This window comes from Actinokineospora alba, assembly GCF_004362515.1.
In the GTDB taxonomy this organism is placed as follows: domain Bacteria; phylum Actinomycetota; class Actinomycetes; order Mycobacteriales; family Pseudonocardiaceae; genus Actinokineospora; species Actinokineospora alba.
Genome location: NZ_SNXU01000001.1, coordinates 6314316 through 6339701 on the forward strand (window position 1 = coordinate 6314316; position 25386 = coordinate 6339701).

Genomic DNA, 25386 nt, shown 5'->3' on the forward strand with positions numbered 1-25386 from the left:
AGAGAGGAATCAACGTGCGACCCTGCGCCAAACCACGTTCGCGAACGACCCGTGCCTTGCTCGCCCTGGGGGCCGCCACCGCCACGGTGGCGATCGTCCTGCCGACCCAACCGGTGTCCGCCGCTCCGACGGTGCACCAAGCCGAAGCCTCGACCGTGTCCCAGGGGGTGGTCGAGTCCAACCACGCGGGCTTCACCGGGACCGGATTCGTCAACTACCACAACGTGACCGGCAGCTACGCCGAGTTCACCGTCACCGCCGCGGCGGCGGGCCCGACCACGTTGACCTTCCGCTTCGCCAACGGCACCACGGCCAACCGGCCGATGGACATCCGGGTCAACGGCGCACTCGCCGCCGACGACCTCGCCTTCTCCCCCACGGGCGCCTGGTCGACCTGGAAGACCGCGTCGACCACCGCGACCCTGGCGGCGGGCACCAACCGCATCCGGGCGACAGCGGTCGCCGCCACCGGCGGACCCAACCTCGACAGCCTCACCGTCGGCGGCCCGACCGCGGGCGCGACACCGGCCGCGATCAACGGCCAGCTGAAGGTCTGCGGGACGAAACTGTGCAACCAGTACGGCAAACCGATCCAGCTGCGCGGCGCGAGCACGCACGGCCTGCAGTGGTACAGCAACTGCGTCAGCGGCGCCTCGCTCGACGCGTTGGCCACGGACTGGAACGGCGACGTCCTGCGGATCTCGATGTACATCCAGGAAGGCGGGTATGAGACGAACCCGCGCCACTACACCGATCTGGTCCACTCGATCATCGAGCAGGCCACGGCCCGCGGGATGTACGCGATCGTGGACTGGCACATGCTCAGCCCGGGCGATCCGTACCACAACCTGAGCCGTGCCAAGACTTTCTTCACCGAGATCGCCCAGCGGCACAACAACAAGACCAACCTGCTCTACGAGATCGCCAACGAGCCCAGCGGCGTGAGCTGGTCGCGGATCAAGTCCTACGCCCAGGAGCTGATCCCGGTGATCCGCGCCCACGACCCGGAGACCCCGATCCTGGTGGGCACCCGCGCGTGGTCGTCGCTCGGCGTTTCCGAGGGCGGCAGCGAGACCGAGGTCATCAACAACCCGGTGTCGGCGGCCAACATCATGTACGTCTTCCACTTCTACGCCGCTTCCCACACCGACGAGTACCTCAACACGCTGTCCCGGGCGGCCGACCGGATCCCGATGTTCGTCACCGAGTTCGGCACCCAGGACTACAGCGGCGACGGCGCGAACAACTTCACCATGTCGCAGCGGTACCTGGACCTGATGGCGGCGAAGAAGATCAGCTGGGTCAACTGGAACTTCTCCGACGACCAGCGTTCGGGTGCGGTCTTCCAGCCGGGCACCTGCCCTGGCGGACCGTACGCGGGAACCTCACGGCTCAAGCCCGCGGGCGTGTGGATCCGTGAGCGGATGCGGACGGCGGACAACTTCCCGACGAGCTGACCTGACCGAATTGACTGAACGGCCTGTCCCGGTCAAGTGCCGGGGCAGGCCGTTCAGTCGAAGCATCGAACAAGCCCCCCCCCGACCTCAGCCCCACGGCACCCGCCCAACCGCATCCCCACAGCCTTACCTCGGACGAGGAAACCCAAGGGGTCTTTGGCTTTTAATCCCTGCTCTTCCCCCTGCCCCCTCGTCCTGGCCATCTTTAACTCTCGATCATCGGTGTCAAGGGTCGCGCAGCGATCGCGCAGCGACGGCGCTTGCGCCGCCCTTGACGCCGATGATCGAGAGTTAAACAATTGTGGCCGAGGGAGACGGATTTCCCTTGGGAGCCAACAAGAACTCGGGGATCAACGTGGTGGGCCCCTCTGGCTCGATTGTTTAATTCTCGATCATCGCTGTCAAGGGCGGCCGTAGACGGCCGTCGCTGCGCGATCGCTGCGCGACCCTTGACAGCGATGATCGAGAATTAAAAGCGGCCAGGACGAGGGGCAAGGGGGAAGTGCAGGGGCGAAGAGCCGTCCCTGAAGGTGACCAGAGTCGGAGGTCAAGAGATTAAGGGCAGTCGCTTGAGGTGACCCGAGTCGGAGGCTCAGGGATCAAGGGCAGGCGCTAGGTGCCCCGATCGTCCACATGGGTGGGAGACGACGTACGACGGCGAGACTTGTCGGGTCGGGGCGGAGTTTCTCCTCTGGTCGAAATCGGACCCCGAAGACAGTGGTGCGGTGGCTCCGACGCAGGTCGAAGCCACCGCACCTGTCTCACTCAGACCTTTGTGAAGGTCCAGCGCTGCAAGGTTGCGCCGGTGTTGGGCTGCTGGGTGAGTTTCGCGCCGTCGGTGGCTGTCGCCGCGGTGATCGCCAGGCCGCTCGCCTGGGACACCAGCGCATAGCCGCCCGCCGCCGCCGCGACCAGTGACCAGCGCTGGTTCGCTCCGCCCGTGCAGGTCCACTGGATGATCGCCGCGCCCGCGGTGGCCGAGCCGCCGTTGACATCCACGCACAGGCCGGAGTGGACGTTCTTGAGCGTGTAGGTGCCGTCGCCGTTCGCCGTGGTGACGAACCGCTGGTTGTTGCCGGTGTGCGGCGCCCACACGATCAGCTGGGTGCCGGTCGCGGTGGCCGAGCCGGGCACGTCGATCGCCTTGCCGGAGGTGGTGAGCTGGTAGGTGGCGCCGGAGTCGACCGGGCTAGGCGAGTACACCTCGAACTCGTGGAGCGAGTACCCGTAGGTGGTGGCCCGCTGCGTGCCCTGCATCCGGACGTAGCGGCCGGAGCCGGACAGGCCGGTGAGGTCGTCGACCCCGCCGTCACCGGCCGTCGTGGTGTGGATGGCGGTCCAGGTCGTGCCGTCGTTCGACGTCTCGACGCGGTATCCCCTGCCGTAGGCCGCTTCCCAGGTCAGCTTGACCCGGCTGATCGGCTTCGTCGATCCCAGGTCGACGGTGATCCGCTCGCCGTCGGTGTACCCGCTCGACCAGCGCGTCGCGTAGTCACCGTCGACGGCCTGGCTGCCGGGGAAGCTCGGGGTCTCGGTGCTGGAGACCGTCACCGGCTTGCCGAAGGCGAGGTTTCCGGGCTGCGCGGTCGACGGCCACGCCGGGTTGCGGCCGATCGCGGCGATCACCGAGGTGAACGACGACCAGGTGGCCACCAGCTTGGGCGAGCCCCATGTCTGCTGCGCGATCATGCGCAGCCCGTCCCTGATGTCGGCGGCGATCCGCGCCTCGGTCGCCACCTCCGGGTAGTCGCACCAGATGTGCAGCTTCGAGCCCAGGTTCTTCGACCGCGACGCGGCGTCGATGGTCTGGCTGCCCTGGAACAGGTCCGGGTTCCAGGTGTCATATCCCCACTGGCTGCTCGGGCCGCCCGGGCCGGTGGAGTAAAGCACGTAGTAGGTGGGGGTCCAGCTCTCGTTGGAGATCAGGTGGCCGTTGTCGAGGTGCTTCTGCGGGGAAAGGCCGTAGTTGTACCAGAACTCGACGATGATGTTCGGGTTCACCGTGATGGCGCTGCCGCCGAACAGCCCGTCGTTCCAGGCGCGGGTGGTCTTGCCGGAGGCGCGCACGATGCCGTTGGCCCAGTTGACGAAACCGAGGTAGGCGTCCTTGGCGTTCGCGGTGGCGCCGTACTTGGCGCGGGCGTAGGTCTGCAGCTGCGGGTAGGCGTTGTAGTCGGTGACGTACTCGTCGGCGCCGATGTGGAAGTACGGCCCGGGGAACAGCGGCAGGTACTCGTCGTAGATGTCCTTGATGAGGGTGTAGGCCGCGTCCTTGCTCAGGTCGATGAAGCCGTGGTTGACCGCGCCGGTGTTGCTGACGAGCTTGAGCTCCGGGTGCGCGGCCAGGATCGGGTCCATGTGGCCGGGCGCGTCGAGCTCAGGCACCACCGTGATCTTGTACTTCGCGGCCAGCGCGATGAGGTCGGTGACTTCCTGCTTGGTCAGGTGCTGGGCGGAGACGTACTCCGGGTGCTTGGTCGACTCGATCCGGAAGCCCTTGTTGTCCGACAGGTGCAGGTGGAAGTAGTTGAGCTTGAGGTAGGCCAGCTCCTTGACGTGGTCGCGCAGCCACTGCGGGGTGAAGTACTTGCGGCCGTTGTCGACCATCAGGCCACGCTCGGGCTTGAGCGCCCAGTCCCGGGCGGTGCCCTGCGGGATCGCCGTGCCCTGCTTGAGCAGTTGCAGGATGGTGCGGGTGCCGTAAAAGGCGCCCCGGTCGTCCCGTGCGGAGACGGTGATCCGGTCGGTGATGGACAGCGCGTAGCCCTCGGCGCCGAGCGCGGTGTCCGTCGAGCCAAGGGATAGCAGGATGTCACCCGCCCGAAGGTCGGCGGCGGTGCCCGCGACCTGGGTGATGTTGTTGCCGGTCAAGGACTTCAGATCTTCGACGAAGGTCTGGCTGGTCGATGCCAGGGCGGGGGTGTCCCGGACGATCCGGGACGCGCTCGAGAAGGAATAGGAGCCGGTGCCGCCGGTCCATTCCCGCAGCGCGGGGATCGTCCGCGGTTTCTCGTTGGCCATGGACGACACCGCCGCCAGGGCCGGTGGGCCGCCGACCACGATGCCGCCGACCGCGGTGACGAGTAAGAGAGCGGCGAGCACGACGCGCGCCAACAATCGCTGGGAGGCCATCGGTGTCCTTCGGGAGCGCAGGAATGGGAACCGGGCAGGGGGTGGTCCAGACCAAAAGAGTGAAGCGGGTCTGCACAAAGACTGTCAATAGTTGTTCATTCATCTGCACTAACGAACATGAATCAACAACGCGAACAGGTAGGCCGCCAAACGGGCATTGACAGCAGGTGGCGCAAGAGAGACAGTTCTGCGTAATCCTGCACAAAACTACCCTGCTTCAATCTAAAACAAGCACGCTCGCTGGAGACTCCCCCTGCCCTCCACCCGAGAGGTCCAGTCATGAGAGCCCGACTTCCACGTCGACTCGCCTTACTCACCGCCGCCGTCCTCGGCGCCGCCATACTGCCCCTGGTCAGCACCGGAACCGCCGCAGCGGCCACGCTGGGCAACATCACCGCGTTCACCCCGAACGGGTCCACCTATGAGATCTCGGCGGGAACACCCAAGGTGCGGGTGAGCTTCGCCCAGCCCGGTGTGTTCCGGCTGTGGCTCGCGCCCACCGGCACGTTCAGCGACCCGGTCGGCGGCAAGATCGCCATCAAGACCGACTTCGGCGCGGTCAACACGACCTGGTCCGACGCGGGCACCTACTACCGGATGAACACCAGCGCGGTGACCCTGCGGGCCTACAAGTCCCCGCTGCGCTTCGAGCTCTACCGGGCCGACAACACCACCCCGGTCTGGAAGGAGTCGACCGGCCTGACCTGGCAGACCGGCTCCGCCACGCAGAACCTGGTCCGCGGCGCCGACGAACAGTTCTACGGCACCGGGTTCCGCCTCGGCGCGTGGGCGCTGCGTGATCTCTCGGTTCCCGTGGCGGTCGACAACACCTGGCGGGAGGGCAAGAACGCCTCCCCCGCGCCGTTCTACCTGTCGACCAACGGCTACGGCGTCGTGCGCAACACCTGGGCGCCCGGCCAGTACGACTTCATGTCGACCGTCGGGCTGCGCCACAACGAGACCCGGTTCGACGCGTTCTACTTCGTCGGCGACGGCCCGAAGGACGTGCTGAACCGGTACACCGACGTCACCGGCAAACCGTTCCTGGCCCCGATCTGGGGCTTCGAGATGGGCAACGCCGACTGCTGGAACGCCTCCAACCCCGACTACCAGGGCGACCACAACCGGATCGACCACCAGACCACGCCAGACGTGGTCAAGTACGCCGACCAGGCCATCGCGGCGGACATGCCCTCGGGCTGGTTCCTCCCGAACGACGGCTACGGCTGCGGCTACAAGGACCTGACGAACGTCGTCTCGCAGTTGCAGTCCCGGGGCATGAAGACCGGGCTGTGGACCTCGACCGGGCTGTCCAACATCGGCAACGAGGTCGGCGTCTCCGGCAGTCGCGCGGTGAAGACCGACGTCGCCTGGATCGGCCCCGGCTATCAGATGGCCTTCGACGGAGTGCAGCAGGCCGTCAACGGCATCGAGAACAACAGCGACGCCCGCCGCTTCGTGTGGACGGTCGACGGCTGGGCGGGCACCCAGCGCAACGCGGTCGTCTGGAGCGGCGACACCCACGGCACCTGGGCCGACATGCGCTGGCACGTCCCCGCCATCGCGGGCGCCGGGCTCTCCGCGCTGAACTACGCCGCGGGCGACGTCGACGGCATCTTTGACGGCAGCGCCAAGACCTACGCGCGCGACCTGCAGTGGAAGGCGTTCACCCCGGCCCTGATGACCATGTCCGGCTGGGGCCCGACGAACCCGTCGACCGGGTTCAGCGACAAGCAACCGTGGCGCTGGGCCGAGCCGACGCTGTCGATCAACCGCAAGTACCTCAAGCTCAAGATGCGGCTGACCCCGTACCTGTACTCGATGAGCCGGGTCGCGACCGAGACCGGCACCCCGTCGACCCGGGCAATGGTCCTGGAGTACCCGAACGACCCGGTCGCCCGGGGCAACGAGACCAGCCAGCAGTTCATGTCGGGTGACGCGTTCCTGGTCGCCCCGGTCACCAGCGACACGACCGTGCGCGACGGGATCTACCTGCCCGCCGGGACCTGGACCGACTACTGGACCGGCAAGACCTACGCCGGGCCGGGCTGGCTCAACGGGTACAACGCGCCGCTGGACACGCTGCCGCTGTTCGTCAAGGGCGGCGGGATCGTCCCGATGTGGCCGCAGATGAACCGCAGCGGCGAGAAGCCCGCCACCCCGATCACCTACGACGTCTACCCCCGCGGCACCTCCACGTTCTCGCTGTACGAGGACGACGGGCTCACCCGGTCCTACCAGACCGGCGCGTTCGCCAAGCAGAAGGTCGACGTCACCGCCCCCACCTCGGGCGCGGGCGACGTGCGGATCCAGGTCGGCGCCAGCGTCGGCTCGTACACCGGCAAGCTCGCGAACCGCGGCTACGACTTCGCGGTCCACGTGGCATCCGCCCCGACCGCGGTGACGCTCGGCACGACCACGCTTGTCAAGCACACCACCAAGTCCGCCTACGACAGCGCCACGACCGGCTGGTTCTTCGACCCGGCCGACCGGGCGGGCGTGCTGCACGTCAAGACCGGCACGCAGAGCACCTCGACCGCGTTCACCGTCACCGCGACCGGCACGACCCTGCCCGCCGCGAACGCCATCCCGACCGGCAGCCAGCCCATCCCCAAGGCGGGCCAGACGGTGCTCTCGGTGGACAGCCAGGAGACCGGCCAGCCCGGCAGCAACGCGATCGACGGCAACACCGGCACCCTGTGGCACACCGCGTGGTCGAACGTCGACCCGGACCCGGCGCCGCCGCACGAGATCAAGGTGGACCTCGGGGCGAGCTACCAGGTCGACGGACTCCGTTACCTGCCAAGGCAAGACGGCGGCGTCAACGGAACCATCGGGCAGTACGAGGTCTACGTCAGCGACAACAGCACCACATGGGGAACACCGGTCTCGACCGGGACCTTCAGCGGTGGAACGACAGAGAAGGCCCTGTCCTTCACGGCGAAGACCGGAAGGTATGTGCGACTGCGCGCACTGTCCGAAGTGAACGGTGGACCGTGGACGTCGGTCGCGGAGATCACCACGCTCGGCAAGCCCGCGGCGGTGTCGGCGCCGATTCCCAAGGCGGGACAGAGCATTGTCTCCGCCAGCAGCCAGCAGACGGGGGAACCGGCGAGCAACGCGATCGACGGGAACACCGCGACCATCTGGCACACCAAGTGGTCCGGTGGCGCCGACCCGCTCCCCCACGAGGTGCAGATCAACCTCGGGGCGAGCTACCAGATCGACGGACTCCGTTACCTGCCAAGGCAAGACGGCGGCGTCAACGGAACCATCGGGCAGTACGAGGTCTACGTCAGCGACAGCACCACCAGCTGGGGCACACCCGTCGCGACCGGAACCTTCAGCGGCGGAACAACAGAGAAGACGTTGTCCTTCACCGCGAAGACCGGACGGTACCTGCGACTGCGCGCACTGTCCGAAGTGAACGGTGGACCGTGGACCTCCGCGGCCGAGATCACCGCGGTCGGACGGTGACGCCGACTACATAGCGCAACCTGGTGGGGCGGGCGGAATTCGACTCCGCCCGCCCCCACCGGCCCACGACGTTCCGCCCCCGTCAGGTGAGGTCCGACGGGGGCGGAAACTTGTCACCCGAATGACAACAACCGTCCAAACAGCGAATAGACCGAACAGTCGCAATGCTCTCGGCAGTGATGGAAAGCACTGCGGGGAAACGACGTCCGACCACGGTTCCTAACAGGAGTGATCACTGCAAGTGATCGAACTCGTCAGTAACAAAGGATCTTGGACTCCAGGAATCACCAATCAGGTGGTACCGCGCACGCTGTGTCGATGGCAGGGTTACTCACCGGCACTCCAAGCCGGAGTCGCGTCGGTCGGTGACGAGATATTTAGGGGACCGCAGTGAACCTCGCCGCCCAGTCGACCAGCTACTTCACGACAGCCCGCCACGAACAGTTGCGCGAGCAGGTCCGTGAGTTCGCGGAGAGCAAGGTCGCACCCCGGGTAGCCGAGATGGAAGAGTCCCGAGCGGTCCATTTCGAATTGTCGCGGCTGATCGCACAGCAGGGTTGGATCGGTGTCACGGTGAACCCCCGCTACGGTGGCATGGGGCTCGGCCACCTGGCGAAGACGATCATCATCGAGGAGTTGTCACGGGTCAGCGGCGCGATGGGCGCCATGGTGCAGGCCTCGCAGCTCGGCGTCGCGAAGATCGTGCACTTCGGCAACGAGTACCAGAAGTGGCGCTGGCTGCCCGCCGTCAGCGACGGCCGGTGCCTGCCGACGATCGCGGTCACGGAACCCGAGTCCGGTGGGCACGTCGCCGGAATGTCGGCTACCGCCAAACGAGTGAACGGCGACTACGTCCTCAACGGGCGGAAGGTGTTCGTCGGAAACAGCCACGTCGGTGACCTGCACGGCGTCGTGGTGCGCACCGGGCCCGGCTCGAAAGGGATGTCGGCGTTCCTGGTCGAGTCCACCACCCCCGGGTTCTCCCTCGGCCCGCACCGGCCAGCGATGGGACTGCACGGCTTCAGCTTCGGCGAACTGATCTTCGACGACTGCCGGGTCCCGGCGGAGAACCTGCTCGGCGCCGAGGGGGACGGTCTCTCCGTCGCGTATTCCTCGAGTGTCCTCTATGGCCGGCCGAACCTGACGGCCGTCTCTCTGGGCATCCACCAGGCACTGGTCGAACGGACCGTCCACTTCACCAAAGAGCACCAGCGCTATGGCGAATCCTTGAGTGAACTCCCGACTGTCAAACAGAAACTCGGGCAGCTGCAGTCCCAGCTGATGATGTGCCGACTCGCCGCGTACCACGCCGCGCACCTGCTCGACCAGGGCATCCCGTGCGACGCGGACCTGATCAACGCCAAGCTGCTCAACGTCGAGTCCTCTCTGGACGCGGCGCGGGTGGCGATGGAGGTGCACGCGGCGTACGGGCTCGACCCGGACCGTCACATCGAGCGCTTCTTCCGCGATGCCAACCATATTTATGCTCCGGCGGGCACTTCGGATGTGCAGCGGTTGCGGTTGGCTGAGGTGGCGCTCGGGACTTACCGCGATCAGTGGTCGGAGCGGTTTGCGGCCGAACTGCGGTCTAGTAGCACTTTTCTGCGCAACGCGGGGTAGGTGCTCACCGGCGTTTGGGTGTGTTGGTGCCTGTTTGGCTGGTTCGCCGGCGGGCTTGTGGGGCTGGTGCCTGTTTGGGTGGTTCGCCAGCAGGCTTGTGCGGCTGGTGCCTGTTTGGGTGGTTCGCCTTGATTCGGGGACCCCGGAGAAGGACCTGCGCGGGTAAAGCGGGCAGGGTGAAGAAACTGCCCCGCGCCACGCGAGTTTAGGTCCTTCTCACCCCGAATCAAGGCGAACCACCCAAACAGGCCGTTCTGTTGGGCCCCTTGCGATTCGGGGTGGTCGGGAGAGTTCCCTTGCCATCGCGGGTGGTCGGGACGATTCCCCTCACCCTCGCGGTGGTCGGGAGGCTTCCCCTTGCCATCGCGGGTGGTCGGGAGGCTTCCCCTTGCCATCGCGAGTGGTCGGGAAGGATCCCCTTGCCATCGCGAGTGGTCGGGAAGGATCCCCTTGCCATCGCGGGCGGCCGGGAGGGATCCCCCTTGCGATCGCGTGTGGTCGGCGGCACGCAGGTCGCCTAGGCAGGCCGTTCTGTTCTACCCCTTGCGTTCGCGGGGTCGTGACGGCGACCGGGCATCGCCGTCACTCCCGCTGGTGGACCGGCGTCAGCGCTCGCGCTGGTGGATCAGGTCTACGACCTTGGCGGCCATCGACTTGATGAGTTCCAGGCCCGGGCGGCCCCAGCGGCTCTCCTCGGTGGCCACGACGCAGATCGTGCCCAGTGCGGTGCCGGTGCGGTCGATCAGCGGGGCGCCCATGTAGGCGCGGACGCCGATCGAGTTGATCACCGGGTTCACCGCGAAGCGCGGGTACGAGCACACGTCGTCGAGGACCAAAGCCTTGCGGCGCACCACAACGTGGGGGCAGTAGCCGTGGTCGCGGGCCATCGTGCGGCTCGGGGTGGCGTTCGAGGACGACTGGGCCGCCTTCAGCGCGTCCGCCTGGACACTGGACGGCACGTGCAGTCCGGCGAAGTACTGCTCGTTCTCGCCGATGAAGTTGACCATCGCGTAGGGGGCGTCGGCCGCCTCGGCGAGTTCGGTCGCGAAAGCATCGAACTCCGGGTCGGGGGTGCCGCCGAGCCCGAGTTCCTGCAGCCGCACCAGCCGCCTGCCGACCTCCGGGTCGTTGGGCGCGGTGAGCAGCCGGGAGTCGATCATGTCGTAGTTCATGGGTGGCTCCGGATCCTAGGGACTGGGGCAGTCGTCCCGGCGACGGAGAACGTCGCGAGGACGGATTCGAGCAGGGCGATCAGCACCTCGCTCGCCGAGCGGGTGCTGCGGGCATCGCACCGGACGAGCGGCACCTGCGGCTTGAGCGCGAGCGCCTCCCGCACCTGTGCGTCGTCGTACCAGTAGCCGCCCTCGAACTCGTTGAGCGCGACGATGAACTTGATGTCACGCCGTTCGAAGAACTCGACGGCACTGAAGCAGTCCTGCAGCCTGCGGGTGTCGGCGAGGACGACCGCGCCGAGCGCGCCGCGGGAAAGCTCGTCCCACATGAACCAGAAACGATCTTGCCCGGGCGTGCCGAACAGGTACAGCACCAAGTTCTTGTCGGTCAAGGAGATCCGGCCGAAGTCCATGGCGACCGTGGTGGTCGTCTTGCTCTCGACACCGGCCACGCTGTCCGTGCCGACGCTCGCCGCGGTCAGCGTCTCCTCGGTGGTCAGCGGCTCGATCTCGCTCACCGCGCCGACGAACGTGGTCTTCCCGACCCCGAAACCGCCCGCGATGAGGATCTTGACCTGGATCGGGAACTGCTCAAACGATCCGGCGGAGGCCATCGATCACCGCCCGCAGGACGTCGGGGTCATTGGAATAGGACGTGCTTGGCGGGAATCTGGCGATGACAGCCCCCAGTTCGATCAGGTCGGACAACAGGACCTTCGCCACGGTGACCGGGCGACGCAGGTGCGCGGCGATCTCGGCGACGGACGTCGGCACCTGGCACAGCTTCAATGCCTGGGCGTGTTCGACGCCCAGGCGGTCGGGCGCGACCATCCCGCCGCCCGTGGCCCGGACCAGCGACATCAGGTCCAATGGTGTGCTGGGCTGGGTGCGTCCGTCGGTGACGGCGTAGGGACGGACGCCGAACAGGTCCGCGTCGGTGTCGGGATCCTCGCCCGTACCGGCCATCGTCACCGGGACCCGTTGCTCGGGGGCGCCGCGACCTGGTATCGGGCAGGGGTCTCCAGGACGGCGGGCACCTGGGTGCACAGCCGCTGCATCTCATAGCTCAGGATGCCCGCGTCGACCTCCTGGTCGGCGATCACGGCCAGCACACTGCCCGCGCCCGCGGCGGTGACGAACAGGATGATCTCGTTGAGCTCGGTGATCACCTGGCGCACGCCCTCGGCGCCGCCGCTGCTGAACGTCGTGCCCACCTGGTTGGCCAGGGAGCGCATGCTGCTGGCCAGGGCCGCCAGCCGGTCGGCGCCGTCGATGTCGAGTCCGTACCAGTACTTCGGGATCCCGTCGACCGACAACAGCAGCGCGCTGCGGGTGTTGGGAACTGCCTCGACCAGGCGGCGAAGGAGCCAGTTCAGGTCGTCGGCCATGCGGCGGATTCTCCTCTGGTAGGTGCTTGGGTCGGCTCATGTGGTGACGCTTCACGGATCTGCTCGGTGAGCCAGTGGTCGCGGCCCTCCTGGACAGCGGCCATCAAGCGCGTGTTGTGTCCGGTGATGGACGGCGCGGGCGCGGGCGGTTCCAACAGTTCCTCCCGCAGGTGGGTGCCGCGACGCTGCGGCAGCGGCGGCGGCTGGTTGCCCGCCTGCTCCTGGGCGGCCTGCTCCTCGGCGTCGTCGTGCACACCGGAGCGCAACTCGTTGTAGGAGCGGCCGGGGGCCCGCACCGGAAGTTCCGGCAGGGCGGATTCCCTGGACCAGTGCTGCTCGTCGGCCTGCCCGTGGTCGGCGGGCGCCGCCTCGGGCTCGGCGGGCGCCTGGCGCCTGCTCGTCGGCTGGGTCAGGTGCACGGAGCTGAGCGCGGGTGCGCTGAGCGGCGGCGCGGTGAGCCCGGGGGCCGACACCTGCGGACTGGGCTGCGAGGTCGGCCGGGGGCTCGGCTCCAGGGTGGGACGCGGCGGCTCGGGCGCGGCCGGGATCGCCTGCTGCTCGACCCGGCGCTCCCGCTGCACCGGCGAGGGCTGGACGCGGCGGCGGGTCTCCGCCACGGGCTGCGCCTCGCTGAGCAGGTGCGGCGGGATGACGACGGCCGCGGCGATGCCGCCGAAGATGTTCGACTGCAGCCGCACCCGGATGCCGTGGCGCCGTGCGAGTTCACGCACGACCGCGAGGCCGATGCGGCCGTCCTGCAGCAGCTCGCTGACGTCGATGCGGGTCGAGCCGTCGAGCAGGTGGTTGATCCGCTCCAGGTCCTCGTAGCTCATGCCGAGCCCGCGGTCCTGGACCTCGATGGCCAGGCCCGCCGTGACCTTGTGCGCGCGGACCTCGACCTTCGGCCCGTCCGGGGAGGTGAACCTGGTCGCGTTCTCGAGGAGCTCGGCGAGCAGGTGGATGATCTCGGCGACCGCGTGGCCGTGGATCTCGACATCCTCGACCGGCACGATCGCGATCTGCCGGTAGTGCTCGGCCTCGGACACCGCGGCGAGCAGCACCGCGTACACGCTGACCGGCCGGTTCGACCGGCGCTGCGGCGGCTCGCCGCCGAGCACCGCGAGGTTCTCACCCTGCCTGCGGGCGAGGGTGAAGAGGTGGTCGATCTCGTAGAGCCCGTCGAGCAGCACGGGGTCCTCGTTGTCCTGCTCCAGCTGGTCGATGCGCTGGATGGACCGGTTGATCAGCGACTGCAGTCGCCGCGCCAGCTTGACGAACACCTCGCGGCGCTGGCCGGGGTCGTCGGTGAGCGTCGCGGGAAGCTCGTCCGGGTGCGCCCAGAGCGGCGCGGGCTGCGGCTTGCGCGCGGCTTCGTACGCCTGCTCGGCGGGCGTCGGTGCGGGCGCGGGCGTCGGCGGTGGAACCGGCGACGGCGACGGCGGACGCTGGGGGTAGGCCGCGGCGGCCGCCCGGTACGTGAGTTCCGGGAGCCGGATCTTGCGGGTGGCCGACCCCGCGCACAGCAGCGCGATCATGACGGCGATCACACTGCCCGCCACGACACTCACCGAGGCGACAAAAGCCGACCCGGGATTCATGGTGATCGACAGGATCCCGGCGCCACCGCCGAGGACCACTACCGCCAGCAGGGACAGCCCGATCTGTAAAAGCCTGGCTTGGAGATGCTCGCTCGCCCGCGAGTAGTCGGTGTCGAGCCGGGTGCCGCGGGTGGGGTGAGGCGTCTCCGGCGATGGCGATTCAGACATCTGGTCCTTCCTGTACGAGGCGACCGACAGCGACCGACGACCATGATCAAGTCTATGTAGCGTGGCCAGACCAAATGGCTGGGGGCTCTGCGACGCGGGCGATGCTACCGCAGCAGTGGCGGCGAACAGGAGACTGCGCGTGACAGTTCGATGACCAGCGGATCATCGGATTTCTATATATAGGCGATAGTTTTGTCGCGCAACCTTGATCGACTGCCCTACCCGTGGGTAGCACCCGAACGGCCCAAGAAACGGGAAACGGGACGGGCGACCAGTACGCCTGGTCACCCGCCCCGCCGTTCTCGGCTGTCGATTACCCGCTAGGGATTACACGACAGCTTCGCGTCCGCCCAGTCCCCGTGGTCGCTGGCGATGCCGTCGCCGCCATCGGCGACCACCAGTTCCAGTGACCGCGCCCCGGTGACCGGGACCTGCACCGAAACCGTGGCCGACGTGGGCCGCAGCACCGGGGAGGCGTACTTCTCCACCCCGTCCACCAACACCTTGAAGACCACAGTGGACGGACTGGTGTCACCCATCTCGTCGTCCACACCGACCTGCGCGCTGAACGAGGAGCAGACGCCGCCAAGGTTCACTCGAACGTTGGAAGGCGCGTGCGCGCCGAGTCCCTTGGCGTACACCGTGCCGTTGAGGGTGATCGGCTTGCCGTCGCCCGCGGCGCTCTCGTTGTTGCTGCGGTCGCGCTCCACCGGTCCCCAACCGTTCGTCGAACTCAGCCATTCGAGATCGCTGACGAACGCCTCGCCCTTGGGCGCGGGCGGCAGCGGCCGGTCGTGCACCGCCGCGGCGAAGACACCGAACGTGGCGCTCGCGGGGAGCTTGAACGCGCGGATCGTCTTGCCCTTGGCCAACTCCACCGTGTTGTAGAAGACCCGGTAGTCGACATCGGTGTTGGCCAGGCCGGTGGGGGTGTACCGGCCCTTCACCGACACCGCCAGCTTCGCCCCGCCGGTGGTCGGGTCCTGGAACGACCAGTTCGGGAAGGCCAGCGTGTGCGTCGATTCCGTGCCGTCGGTGTACATGGCGGTCACCGTGCCGCGCGCGCTGGTGCTCGCGCCCGACCCGAGGAGCGCCAGGTGCGTGCCGGTCCCGGAGACCAGGATCGGCTGCTCCTGACCCTTCACCAGGTTGGGTGTGCCCGGGGCCGCGGCGGGCCAGGTGAACTGGGCTCCCTGCGCGGTCACCGTCGCACCCGGGGTGTAGCCCTTGGCGGCGAGGAGCTCGGCCGGGAAGCTGTTGCCGTCCGGGTCGAACTTGCCCGCCTTGTAGGTGGCCGCGTCGGTGATGCCGACGGTGTTGTACGCCGCCGCCACCGAGCCGAACGGAACCTGGGCGCGGCCCACGGCGCTGCTGGTGTGTTTGACACCCGCGGCGACATAGGTCGTGTCCAGCTTGATCGTGTGCGTGCCGACCGCGGCGGCGGGCGGCGTCACGGCGAACACAGTCCGAACACTCTTGCCCGGGAACACCACCGAATGGGTGGAGTTCCCCTTGGCGGTGGCGGTCCAGCCCTCGGGCAGGCCGAGCGCGAGGCGGACGTCCTGCACCGGGATCTCGGTGCCGTTGCGGAACTCGGCGGCCACCTCGGTCGGCGTGCCCGCGGCGGCCCACAGGTCCGGAGTGGACAGTGTGGCGGTGCCGAAGGAGTCGCTCACCCGGCCGCCGCCCACGGAGGTGGTGCCGTACAGGTTGACCGTCGACGAGGCCCCGGTGGACACCGGCGCCGTCTTCACGTGCACGACGCCGCGGCGGTCGTTCTGGTCGTAGAACCAGCCGGTCTGGGCCGCGTCGTACTCGGCCCTGGTCCGCAGCTGGGCCAGCGGCGCCCCACCGTCCGGCTGGACCGCGGCGGGCTTGGAGCCGGTGTGCACGGTCAGCTCGTAGGGCCGGGCGGCGGGCTTGCCCGCGTAGTCGCCGACGCTCTCGCCGATGCGCACCGCGACCGTGCCGTAGCCGTTCTTCGGCGCGGTCACGTCGAACTTCTGCGTGGCCGACTTGCCCGCGCGGCTCGCCCGGGTCACCCGGTCGTCCTCGTACATCGAGAACGACGAGTCGCCCTGCGGATAGACGTCGACAGTCACCCGGTCGCCCGGCTTCTGCTGCGCGTGGCCGGTGATGCCATCGCGCCACATCGGGACCACCGCGCCCGCCTTGACGAACAGCGGCAGCCGGTCGAGCGGGGCGTGGTAGCCGTCGATCGTCTTCGGCCCCTGGTGGGCCTGGCCGGACCAGTAGTCGATCCAGGTGCCCTCCGGCAGGTAGATGCCGTTCTTGACCTCGCCCTCGTCCCACATCGGGGCGACGAGGAACTCCTTGCCCGCCAGGAACTCGTACTTGGTGGTGTCGTCCCAGGTCTTCGGGTCGTTCGGGTACTCCAGGATCAGCGACCGGTTGATCGGCGCGCCGGTGCGGTGCGCCTCGGCCGCGTAGCTGTAGAAGAACGGCAGCAGCCGCTCGCGCAGCTGGAGGTACTGGCGGTTGATCGCGGTGTACGGCTCGCCGTAGGCCCACGGCTGCTTGAACTTCGGCGTCGACCAGCCGCTCATCGACATGAGGGCCGGGTTGAACGCCTTCCACTGCAGGTCGCGGACGTAGCTGGTGGCGCTGCCGCCGAAGATGCCGTCGACGTCACCGGCGGCGTAGGCGATGCCGGAGTTGCCCGAGCCGTGGATGGCCGGGATCTGCCACTTGATGTTGTTCAAGGTGCCGGCGTGGTCGCCGGTCCACTGGACCGCGCAGCGCTGCGCGCCCGCCCAGCCCTCGACCATCCAGCTGTACCCGCGGGCGTCGCTGTGCTGCTCGATGCCCGAGTGCGCGGTGTCGCACGCCGACAGCGCGTGCCGGTAGCCCGGTCCGACCCAGGCGACGTCGAGCTTGCGCACCCGCACGCCCGCCTGGCCGACCTCCTCGGGCTGCTTGTCCAGCGACGACTCGGTCCACAGGCCCATCTCGATGCCGCGCTTGCGCAGCTCGTCGCCCGCCGCCGTCAGCGCGTTGATGTCGCGGGTGCCGATGTACTTCTCCACCCCGCCGGGGTTGGGGTTCTGGAGGTAGGCGTCGCGGTCGGCGCTGTAGCCGCAGCCGTAGTCGTCGTTGACGAGCATCCAGCCACCGGGCATATCGTTGTCGACGAACTTCTGCGCGATCTTCGCCGCGTCCGTCGTGATCTCCTTGTCCGGGTGGTACTTGCCGTCGTTGCGCGGGTCGGGGTCGACGCCGGGGCGGTAGTGGCCGCGGTTGTAGCAGTCGGAGTCGCCGTACTCCAGGCCGTAGATCGGCGGCAGGAACGGCCTGCCGGTGAGCTCGGTGTAGCGGTCCAGCGACGTCTTCATGTCGCCGACGAAGTAGTAGGCGTCGAAGCGCTGCTCCTGGTGGGTGGTGGCCACCGGCTCGTTGAAGGCGTAGCTGCCCGGCGCGAAGGTGTTGCGCAGGACGCCGTAGCCCGCGGTGCTCATGTAGTACGGGGAGGCGTTCGGGTTGCCGCCGTCCTCCCAGTTGAAGTCGCGGGAGATCTTGATGGTCTTGTCGCGGTGGGAGAAGCGGCCGTTCTGCATGCCGCCGCCGACGAACTGCTCTGTGGGGCCGCGGCCAAGCGACTGGGTGGCGCTGGTGGCGGTCCAGGCGAGCGGGGCCCGCTCGGACCACACCTGGGTGCCGTCGGCCCGGTGCAGGGCGAAGCGCAGCGCGTCCTTGTAGGCGCGCACCTCGGCGGCCTTGGTGCGCAGGGAGTAGTAGGCGCCCTGGTCGGACCAGGTGGTGGCGGGGGGCGCGTAGTCCTTCTTCACCACGATGTCGGACTTCGGCGCGGCCGGGTCGGTCGGCGGGGTGTTCGCCGGGTCGCTGAACTCGCCGTCCGGCGCCAGCCAGATCCGGAAGACGTCGTCACGCAGGAACATCACGCGCACCTTGGCCTCACCCGCGTCCAGGGTGAACGTGGCCTTGTCGGCCGCGAACCCGGTGACCGCGCCGAGTTGCCCTGGTTCGGCGGCGGTGGCCATGGGCGCGATGAGCAGGGTTGCCGCCACCGCCCCGGTGGCAGCAAGAATCCCCAGATTTCGACATATCTGAACACTTCTGCGCATAAGGCCCTCACTTCGAGCATCTTCGAGCATCTTTCGCACATGTCTAGCGCATGACAGGCGTGGTGTCACTGCTTCGTGTTGCATTAATGCAACGCGCGTCAAAGCTGGCCTGAGACCGTTGACGAACCGGAGGGCAGGGGGGAACATGTTCGCAATCTGCTTACAAGTGATTAGAAGTGCTCATTCTCAATCGTAAGATTGCATCGCTCGGTTCGTTCGGCAGTGCCGGCGGACCGGTCCAGCAGGAAGGCAGGAGAAGTTGAGGCGTGTCATCAAGGCTGCAGCGATCGCCACCGCGGCGACGCTCGGCTTGGTCGCGTGCGGCGGCGGTTCCGACAGCGGCGCCGGTGGGAACACCGAGCTCGAGCTGATGGTCCCGTCCTACGGCGACAAGACCAAGCCCTACTGGGAAGACCTGGTCAAGGCGTTCGAGGCCAAGAACCCCACCATCAAGGTCAAGCTCGAGGTGCAGAGCTGGGACGACATCTACAAGGTCCTCGACACGAAGATCCAGGGCCAGAAGGCGCCGGACATCCTCGAACTCGACTCCGCGGGTCCGGCCTACGGCAAGGAAGGCCTGCTGTTCAAGGCCGACGAGATCGTCTCCCCCGGCACGCTGGCCGACGTCGTGCCCGCGTTCGTCGAGAGCGCGGCGATCGACGGCACCGCGTACGGCGTGCCGACGGTGGCCTCGACCCGTGCGCTGTTCTACAACAAGGAACTGTTCACCAAGGCAGGCATCGCGGCTCCGCCCAAGACCTGGGACGAGCTGCTCGACTCCGCCAAGAAGATCTCCGCCCTCGGTGGCGGGGTCAGCGGCTACGGCATGCCGCTGGGCAACGAGGAAGCCCAGGGCGAGACCTCCATCTGGGCCTACGGCGCGGGCGCTTCGTGGGGTGACGGCTCGAAGATCACCGTCAACACCCCGGAGGCGACCGAGGCGCTCACCTTCATGAAGAAGATGATCGACGAGAAGGCCACCCAGGCCGACCCGGGCGCGACCAACCGCACGCCACTGATCAACGTCTTCATCCAGGGCAAGATCGGCATGATCACCGGCCTGCCGCCGGTCGTCGGCCAGATCAAGGAGAAGAACCCTTCTCTGCAGTGGGCGATCGCGCCGAGCCCGACCAAGGACGGCAAGCCCGCCACCCTGGGTGTCGCCGACTACTTCGTCGGGTTCAAGAAGGACGGGAAGAAGCAGGAAGCGATCCGCAAGTTCCTGGACTTCTTCTACGAGAAGGACAACTACGTCAAGTTCAACGACAACGAGGGCTTCATCCCGGCCACCAAGTCCGGTGGTGAGGCCGCCGCGGCGAAGCCGGAGCTCAAGGAGTTCATCGCCGCCCTTCCCGGCGCGAAGTTCTACCCGTCGACGAACCCGGCGTGGAGCACCGCTTCCGGAGCGTTCAAGCAGCTGGTCGGCCAGATCCAGACCAAGCCCGCCGCTGACGTGCTGAAGGAGATTCAGGCCAAGGTGGACGCGGGCGGCTGACCCCTGCGAGCCGTCCGCCCGTCCGTGGGTGGCGACCGGGGCATCGGTCGCCACCCACGGTTCTGAGAGAACCGAGGGAGTTTGTGCCAGTGATCGACCCGACTGTGGCGACCGCCCCGCCGACCAAGGCCCGACGCCGCAAGGTCACCAGGGAGTCGACCCTGCAGGCCCTGCCGTGGCTGGCGCCCGCGCTGCTGCTAATCGGCGGCGTCGTGGTGTACCCGGCGGGCTACATGTTCTACACCTCGTTCCGCGACATCTCCCGGTTCGGCACCGACCTGGGCTGGGCGGGCTGGGACAACTACGGCAAGGTCTTCGCGCTCGGGCACCTGCCGAGGGTCTTCCTCAACACCGGGGTGTGGGTCGTCGGCGTGGTGCTCGTCAGCGTGCTGGTCTCGCTGGTGCTGGCGCAGTTCCTGAACAAGACCTTCCCGGGCCGCACGGTCGTGCGGCTGGCGGTCATCGTGCCGTGGGCGGCGTCGGTGGTGATGACCTCGACGATCTTCGTCTACGGCCTTGACCCGTTCTACGGGGTGATCAACCAGTTCCTGGTCGACACCGGCGTGATGGCGCAGCCCTACGGCTTCCTGAAGAACCCGGTCTCGGGCTTCCTGTCGTCGGCGGCGGTGGCGGTGTTCGTGTCCGTCCCGTTCACCACCTTCGTCATCCTCGCCGGCCTGCAGACCGTGCCGGGTGACGTGCTGGAGGCGGCGCAGATCGACGGCGCGACCAAACCGCAAACCTATTGGCGGGTCGTGTTCCCGATGTTGCGGCCCGCGCTCGCGGTGGCCGCGCTGATCAACGTCATCAACGTGTTCAACTCGCTGCCCATCCTGCGCACGATGACCGGCGCGATCCCCGGATACGACGCCGACACGACCACCACCCTGACCTTCAAGATCATCCAGGGCGACCGCCAGATCGACACGGCGAGCGCGCTGAGCGTCATCAACTTCCTGGTGGTCCTCATCGTGATCGCCTTCTACCTGCGCATCGTGCGCCCGATGCGGGAGGTCTGAGTCCATGAGCACCCTCACCGAGACTCCCCCGGCACTGGGCTCAGGGAACCGCACACCCCGACCGGCCCTGCGGGCCCGGCGGCGCTGGGACCTCACCGCGATCGGCGGGGTCATCGCGCTGATCTTCCTGGCGCCCTACCTGATCATGCTGTCCGGCGCCTTCAAGTCGCGTCCGGAGATCCTCAAGGTCCCCCCGACGTACCTGCCCGCCGAATGGCACCCCGAGAACTTCCTGACCATGTGGGGCACACCGGAGACACCGCTGCCCTCGAACCTGTGGTCGACCGTCGTGATCTCGATCGGCGGCACCCTGCTGGCCCTGGTGGCGGCGGTACCGGCGGCGTACTTCACCGCACGGCACAACTTCCGGCTGAAGATGCCGTTCCTGCTGCTGGTGCTGATCACCCAGATGTTGCAGCCCACGGTGCTGGCCTCAGGCCTGTTCCGTGAGTTCGTGACATTGGAACTCAACGACACGTACCTGTCGATGATCCTGGTCAACGCGGCGTTCAACCTGTCCTTCGCCGTGTGGATCATGCACAGCTTCTTCTCGGCGGTCCCGAAGGAGATCGAGGAAGCGGCCTGGCTGGACGGCTGCTCCCGCTTCGACTCCATGCGAAGGATCATGCTGCCCCTGGTCTGGCCGGGCATCGTGACGACGGTCGTGTTCACTTTCATCGCTTGCTGGAATGAATTCGCGGCGAGCTTGATTCTTTTGCCGACTGACACGAACCAGCCGTTGACGGTGGCGCTGACGAAGTTCGTCGGACAGTACGACTCGGCTTGGCAGTATGTGTTCGCTGTGTCGATTATCGGTATCTTGCCGGTGGTGGTCCTGTTCGCCCTTATCGAGAAGCGACTGGTGGCGGGGCTGACTGCGGGTGGGGTGAAGTAGGGATCAAGGCCGTCGCTGGACACAATTACCTCCGGGGACGGCTCTTCGCCCTGAACCTCCGGACGTGGTCGCCTTCGGGGACGGCCCTTCGCCCTTAAGCTCCGGACGTGGTCACCTTCGGGGACGGCTCTTGGTCCTTAAGCTCCGGACGTGGTCACCTTCGGGGACGGCTCTTCGCCCCTGCACTTCCCCCTTGCCCCTCGTCCTGGCCGCTTTTAATTCTCGATCATCGGTGTCAAGGGTCGGCTTGCCGATCGCGCAGCGACGGCCGTTTACGGCCGCCCTTGACAGCGATGATCGAGAATTAAACAATCGCGCCAGAGGGGCCCACCCACTTCTCTTTGGTACCAACAAGAAAGTCCCCCTCGACCATAGTTGTTTAACTCTCGATCATCGGCGTCAAGGGCGGCCGTAAACGGCCGTCGCTGCGCGATCGGCAAGCCGACCCTTGACACCGATGATCGAGAGTTAAAGATGGCCAGGACGAGGGGGCAGGGGGTAGAGCAGGGATTAAAAGCATGCTCACTGCCCACCCGCCCAGTGCACCCCGCTATCCCCTCGGGTTTCCTCGTCCGGGGTGGGGCTGTGGGTGGTGCATTTGGTTGGGCTGGTTATGAACCTTCGTGGGTCTACGCGAGGTGCGATGGTGCGTCCCCTGGGGTGTGGAACGCACCATCGGCACTCGTCAAAATCACATGGCGGGGGCGATCTCCTGGGTGGCCGACTTCGCCATTCGTTGTGCCGCCGCTCGCTGGGCGCGTGGGGGTACGCCGTTGACGTCCTCGGTGCTGGTCGCGTAGTTGCCGATCGCGTAGGCGATGGCGTCTGCGTTGCGGTCGAGGAAGGCCGGGTTCACGTTGCCCAGGTTGTCCTTTGAGGTCTGGTGGTTGGGGTCGAACGCTGCGCCGGCTTGGCCGCCCCACTTCGCGGCCTGGGTGGCCGACTTGTAGGTGAAAGAGCCGCCGTAGATGCCGCCGGTGGGGATGCCGACCGCGACGAAGCCCGGGTGGTCGGTGTTGGCGTCGTAGTTCGTGCCCTCGGTGGGGATGCCGCGCGCTGAGTAGAAGTCCAGGAAGGTCTTCTCGATCTGGGCACAGCCGTAGGGGCGCGGGCCGGGCGCGACCCGGTCGGAGTCGTCGCCGTCGTAGACGAAGTGGCCTGCGTTGAGGGAGCCGAGCATGTCGAAGTGCAGGTACATGGAGATGTCCAGCTTGGCCTCGAAGTCGAGCGAGTCCAAGTACGCCCGGGAGCCGCTCTGCGTCCATTCCGCGCCCCAGAAGGCGAAGCGGACCGCGTTGGACGTCCTGGGGGAGCCGCCGAGCTTCAGTGCGACCTCGAGCAGAGCCGCCGCGCCGGTGGCGTTGTCGTTGATGCCGGGGACGTCGTCCTCGCTGTCGAGCTGGGCGCCCGCCAGCACCACGTTGTCGGCCCGGCCGGTGCGGGTCTGGGCGATCAGGTTGTGGCTGACCGTGGGCACGATGTGGGTGCGGATGTCCACCGTGGTGGTCGTGCCCGCAAGCGCGACGAGTGCCGCGCCGTCGGCCATGGTCACCAGGCCGGTCGGGATGCGCGACGCCGTGGGGCCGCCTGCCAGGATGCCGCGGGGCGGGCCTTCGAGCTGGTTGTAGATGACCGCGGCCAACGCACCCGCGTCGGCGGCGAGTGCCTGCTTCTGGGTGAAGGTGCAGCCGCCGCGCTTGATCAGTGCGATGCCGCCGGTGAGGTCGAGCCCGGCGTAGTCGGCGGCGTCGCAGCCGGGGTTGGCGTCGACGGGCACGTGCACCAGCCTGCCGGTCACCCCGCCCGCCGGGGTGCTGATGGTGTGGATGATCGGGAACGGCTCGATGGAGGTTCCGCCCGCCACAACGGAAGCGGCGTCGGTGACGCGGCGGTCGAAGGTGAACTCCGGGGTCTCGACGACGAAACCGGCTTCGCGCAGCTTGTCCGCGACGTAGTCGAGGCTGTCGCGGTATCCCCCGGTGTAGGCCGCCCGGGTGCCGCCCGCCCGATCGGCGAAGCGCTGGAACGCGATGAGGTGCCGGTTGACCCGGTCCAGGGAAACCTTGCGCACCAGGGTGTCGGCGAGGGTCTCCCCGGACTGCTCGGGGGCGGCGCCCGCGACCGGGCCGGTACCGCCCAGCATCGCGACGGTCACCGCCAGGATCGCCAGGGCGGACCGCCCAGTGCTGCGCAACGGGTTGAGGCGCACGTCATCTCCTCTCGAAGGTCATTCGCTGAGTCCAATCAGGACGTTCCGTGCCACTCTCGCCCTTCATGGCCCGACTAGCCCGGTCCAATGACCCGCGAAGTGGATCGTTCTGCTGGTGCGAAACGAGAAATGGGCCGCCCCGCGAACGGGACGGCCCACTGGAGAGCAGGTCAGATCGAGTCCGCCGCGACCGCCATGGCCGACGCGCGGGACACCGACCGCAGCCCGGCCCGCTCGGAGCGGGGCGGAACGCCGTTGACGCCCTCGGTGCTGACCGCGTAGGAGGCCGTCACCCAGGCCATCGCGTCGGCGTTGCGGTCGAGCGCGACCCGGTCGACGTTGCCGAGGTTGTCGCAGGCCTCGTGGTAGCAGGCGTCGAACCACACCCCGGCCGTCCCGCCCCACTTCTGCGCCTGCGCGGCCGACTTGGCGCCGATCGTGCCGGTGTAGAGGCCGCCCGACGGGATGCCGACCGAGAGAAACGCGAGCTGGTCGGAGCGGTGGTTGAGCGGGGTGGTCTCGACCGGCACGCCCCGCGTGGTCAGATAGTCCACAAAGGACGCCTTGATGTGGCCGGAACCGTACGGGCCGGTGTCGCCGTCGTAGATGAAGTAGCCCGCGTTGGGCGAGCCGATCGCGTCGAAATTGAGGTACAGCGCGATGTCGAGCTGCTCCTCGAAACTCAGGTGCGACACGTAGTAGGGCGAGCCGATGATGCCGAACTCCCATGCGCCGAAGAAGACGAACCGCACCGCGTTGCTCACCTTGGGCGAGCCGCCGAGCTGCAGGGCGGTCTCCAGCAGGGCCGCCGAGCCGGTGGCGTTGCTGTTGATGCCCGCGCCTTCGACCACACTGTCCAGGTGCCCGCCCGCGACCACGACGTTGTCCGCGCGGCCGGTCTTGGTCTGCGCGATCACCGTGCGGGAGGTGCGCTGCTCGTTGAGCACCTTCAGTTCCAGATTGACCGTCTGACCCGCCTTCGCGCGCAGCGCCACACCGTCCACCTGGGACACTCCGCCGCTGGGGATCACCGCCTGGTCGGGCGAGGTGAGGTTGCCGCGCAGCCAGCCGTCGATGTTGTTGGCGAAGATCACGCCGATGGCGCCCGCCTTGGCCGCGTTCTGCTGCTTGACCGCGAACGGGCAGCCACCGCGCCGGATCAGCGCGATCGTGCCCGCGTAGTTCGCGCCGGCGAAATCGGACGCGGCGCAACCGGGGGTCGCGCTCTCCGGGAGGACCGCGAGCGGGCCGGTGATGCCACCCTTGGGGGTGTCCGGGGTGTAGAGGGCCATGTGCATCTTGACCGGCGTCCCGCCGACGGTCAGGCGCTCGACGAGGGCCTCGGAGTACGGGATCGGGAACTGCTGGGTGGTGACGTCGTATCCGGCGGCGGTGAGCTTGCCGACGACGTAGTCGACGGAGGCCTCGTGGCCCGGGGTGCCAGGGGCGCGCCTGCCGCCGGTCTGGTCGGAGATGCGCTGGAAGGCGATGAGGTGGCGGTTCATCGCGTCCAGCGTCACCTTGCTCGTCAGACGCTTGGCCAGGGCCGGGCCGTCGGGCTCGGCGGCTTGCGCGCCCGCGGGTAAGACGGTCATGCCGAGGCAGGCGGCGATCGCCAGCGCCGCCCCTCTGAGGACTCTGCTGCGGGACATC

The 25386-nt window shown here is 67.7% G+C and carries 15 protein-coding genes; 6 read left to right on the forward strand and 9 right to left on the reverse strand.

What is annotated here, in order from left to right:
• Positions 1 to 56: 56 nt before the first annotated feature.
• Positions 57 to 1457, forward strand: a complete 1401-nt coding sequence (locus tag C8E96_RS28775) for a cellulase family glycosylhydrolase (protein WP_228770253.1) — start codon at positions 57 to 59, stop codon at positions 1455 to 1457.
• 765 nt (positions 1458 to 2222) lie between these two features.
• Here the strand turns inward: C8E96_RS28775 and C8E96_RS28780 are convergent.
• The gene (locus C8E96_RS28780) at positions 2223 to 4589 is read right to left on the reverse strand and encodes a family 20 glycosylhydrolase (RefSeq protein WP_091378118.1); all 2367 of its coding nucleotides are present in this window, start codon (positions 4587 to 4589) and stop codon (positions 2223 to 2225) included.
• A 279-nt stretch (positions 4590 to 4868) separates the two neighbouring features.
• Here C8E96_RS28780 and C8E96_RS28785 point away from each other — a divergent pair, with 279 nt between their 5' ends.
• On the forward strand, positions 4869 to 8066 hold the full coding sequence (locus tag C8E96_RS28785; RefSeq protein WP_091378115.1) for a discoidin domain-containing protein: 3198 nt from the start codon (positions 4869 to 4871) through the stop codon (positions 8064 to 8066).
• A 390-nt stretch (positions 8067 to 8456) separates the two neighbouring features.
• A complete protein-coding gene (locus tag C8E96_RS28790; RefSeq protein WP_228770020.1) occupies positions 8457 to 9686 on the forward strand; it encodes an acyl-CoA dehydrogenase family protein in 1230 nt (409 codons plus the stop codon).
• A gap of 605 nt (positions 9687 to 10291) precedes the next feature.
• Here the strand turns inward: C8E96_RS28790 and C8E96_RS28795 are convergent.
• The 6 genes from C8E96_RS28795 to C8E96_RS28820 form a co-directional block, all read right to left on the reverse strand.
• Positions 10292 to 10858: a GAF domain-containing protein gene (locus C8E96_RS28795; protein WP_091378112.1), complete on the reverse strand. Its 567-nt coding sequence runs from the start codon at positions 10856 to 10858 to the stop codon at positions 10292 to 10294.
• The gene (locus tag C8E96_RS28800) at positions 10855 to 11472 is read right to left on the reverse strand and encodes a GTP-binding protein (protein ID WP_091378109.1); all 618 of its coding nucleotides are present in this window, start codon (positions 11470 to 11472) and stop codon (positions 10855 to 10857) included. The genes C8E96_RS28795 and C8E96_RS28800 overlap by 4 nt, the downstream gene beginning before the upstream one ends.
• Positions 11450 to 11824 carry a DUF742 domain-containing protein gene (locus C8E96_RS28805; RefSeq protein WP_091378106.1) on the reverse strand — a complete coding sequence of 125 codons (375 nt, stop codon included), beginning with the start codon at positions 11822 to 11824 and terminating at the stop codon, positions 11450 to 11452. The genes C8E96_RS28800 and C8E96_RS28805 overlap by 23 nt, the downstream gene beginning before the upstream one ends.
• A gap of 2 nt (positions 11825 to 11826) precedes the next feature.
• A complete protein-coding gene (locus tag C8E96_RS28810) occupies positions 11827 to 12246 on the reverse strand; it encodes a roadblock/LC7 domain-containing protein (protein WP_091378103.1) in 420 nt (139 codons plus the stop codon).
• The gene (locus C8E96_RS28815; RefSeq protein WP_091378100.1) at positions 12231 to 14012 is read right to left on the reverse strand and encodes a sensor histidine kinase; all 1782 of its coding nucleotides are present in this window, start codon (positions 14010 to 14012) and stop codon (positions 12231 to 12233) included. Before C8E96_RS28815 ends, C8E96_RS28810 begins: the two co-directional genes overlap by 16 nt.
• A gap of 320 nt (positions 14013 to 14332) precedes the next feature.
• The gene (locus C8E96_RS28820) at positions 14333 to 18058 is read right to left on the reverse strand and encodes an NPCBM/NEW2 domain-containing protein (RefSeq protein WP_228770019.1); all 3726 of its coding nucleotides are present in this window, start codon (positions 18056 to 18058) and stop codon (positions 14333 to 14335) included.
• Between the two features lie 316 nt (positions 18059 to 18374).
• On the opposite strand from C8E96_RS28820, the gene C8E96_RS28825 reads away from it, so the two are divergent.
• The 3 genes from C8E96_RS28825 to C8E96_RS28835 all read left to right on the forward strand — a co-directional run bounded on the left by C8E96_RS28825 (position 18375) and on the right by C8E96_RS28835 (position 21524).
• Positions 18375 to 19610, forward strand: a complete 1236-nt coding sequence (locus C8E96_RS28825; protein WP_091378097.1) for an extracellular solute-binding protein — start codon at positions 18375 to 18377, stop codon at positions 19608 to 19610.
• Positions 19611 to 19699: 89 nt separating this feature from the next.
• Positions 19700 to 20629 carry a carbohydrate ABC transporter permease gene (locus tag C8E96_RS28830; RefSeq protein WP_228770018.1) on the forward strand — a complete coding sequence of 310 codons (930 nt, stop codon included), beginning with the start codon at positions 19700 to 19702 and terminating at the stop codon, positions 20627 to 20629.
• Between the two features lie 4 nt (positions 20630 to 20633).
• Positions 20634 to 21524, forward strand: coding sequence for a carbohydrate ABC transporter permease (locus C8E96_RS28835; RefSeq protein WP_091378093.1), 891 nt, complete (start codon positions 20634 to 20636; stop codon positions 21522 to 21524).
• A 691-nt stretch (positions 21525 to 22215) separates the two neighbouring features.
• Here C8E96_RS28835 and C8E96_RS28840 read toward each other — a convergent pair.
• Positions 22216 to 23733, reverse strand: a complete 1518-nt coding sequence (locus tag C8E96_RS28840; RefSeq protein WP_091378090.1) for a M28 family peptidase — start codon at positions 23731 to 23733, stop codon at positions 22216 to 22218.
• 170 nt (positions 23734 to 23903) lie between these two features.
• On the reverse strand, positions 23904 to 25385 hold the full coding sequence (locus C8E96_RS28845) for a M28 family peptidase (RefSeq protein WP_091378086.1): 1482 nt from the start codon (positions 25383 to 25385) through the stop codon (positions 23904 to 23906).
• Position 25386: the final 1 nt, after the last annotated feature.

What these genes read in the sequence shown, in the direction of transcription:
- C8E96_RS28800 (WP_091378109.1), bottom strand. Translation starts at nt 11,472, where the DNA reads ATGGCCTCCGCCGGATCGTTTGAGCAGTTCCCGATCCAGGTCAAGATC.
- C8E96_RS28795 (WP_091378112.1), bottom strand. Translation starts at nt 10,858, where the DNA reads ATGAACTACGACATGATCGACTCCCGGCTGCTCACCGCGCCCAACGAC.
- C8E96_RS28810 (WP_091378103.1), bottom strand. Translation starts at nt 12,246, where the DNA reads ATGGCCGACGACCTGAACTGGCTCCTTCGCCGCCTGGTCGAGGCAGTT.
- C8E96_RS28780 (WP_091378118.1), bottom strand. Translation starts at nt 4,589, where the DNA reads ATGGCCTCCCAGCGATTGTTGGCGCGCGTCGTGCTCGCCGCTCTCTTA.
- C8E96_RS28785 (WP_091378115.1), top strand. Translation starts at nt 4,869, where the DNA reads ATGAGAGCCCGACTTCCACGTCGACTCGCCTTACTCACCGCCGCCGTC.
- C8E96_RS28835 (WP_091378093.1), top strand. Translation starts at nt 20,634, where the DNA reads ATGAGCACCCTCACCGAGACTCCCCCGGCACTGGGCTCAGGGAACCGC.
- C8E96_RS28805 (WP_091378106.1), bottom strand. Translation starts at nt 11,824, where the DNA reads ATGGCCGGTACGGGCGAGGATCCCGACACCGACGCGGACCTGTTCGGC.
- C8E96_RS28845 (WP_091378086.1), bottom strand. Translation starts at nt 25,385, where the DNA reads ATGTCCCGCAGCAGAGTCCTCAGAGGGGCGGCGCTGGCGATCGCCGCC.
- C8E96_RS28815 (WP_091378100.1), bottom strand. Translation starts at nt 14,012, where the DNA reads ATGTCTGAATCGCCATCGCCGGAGACGCCTCACCCCACCCGCGGCACC.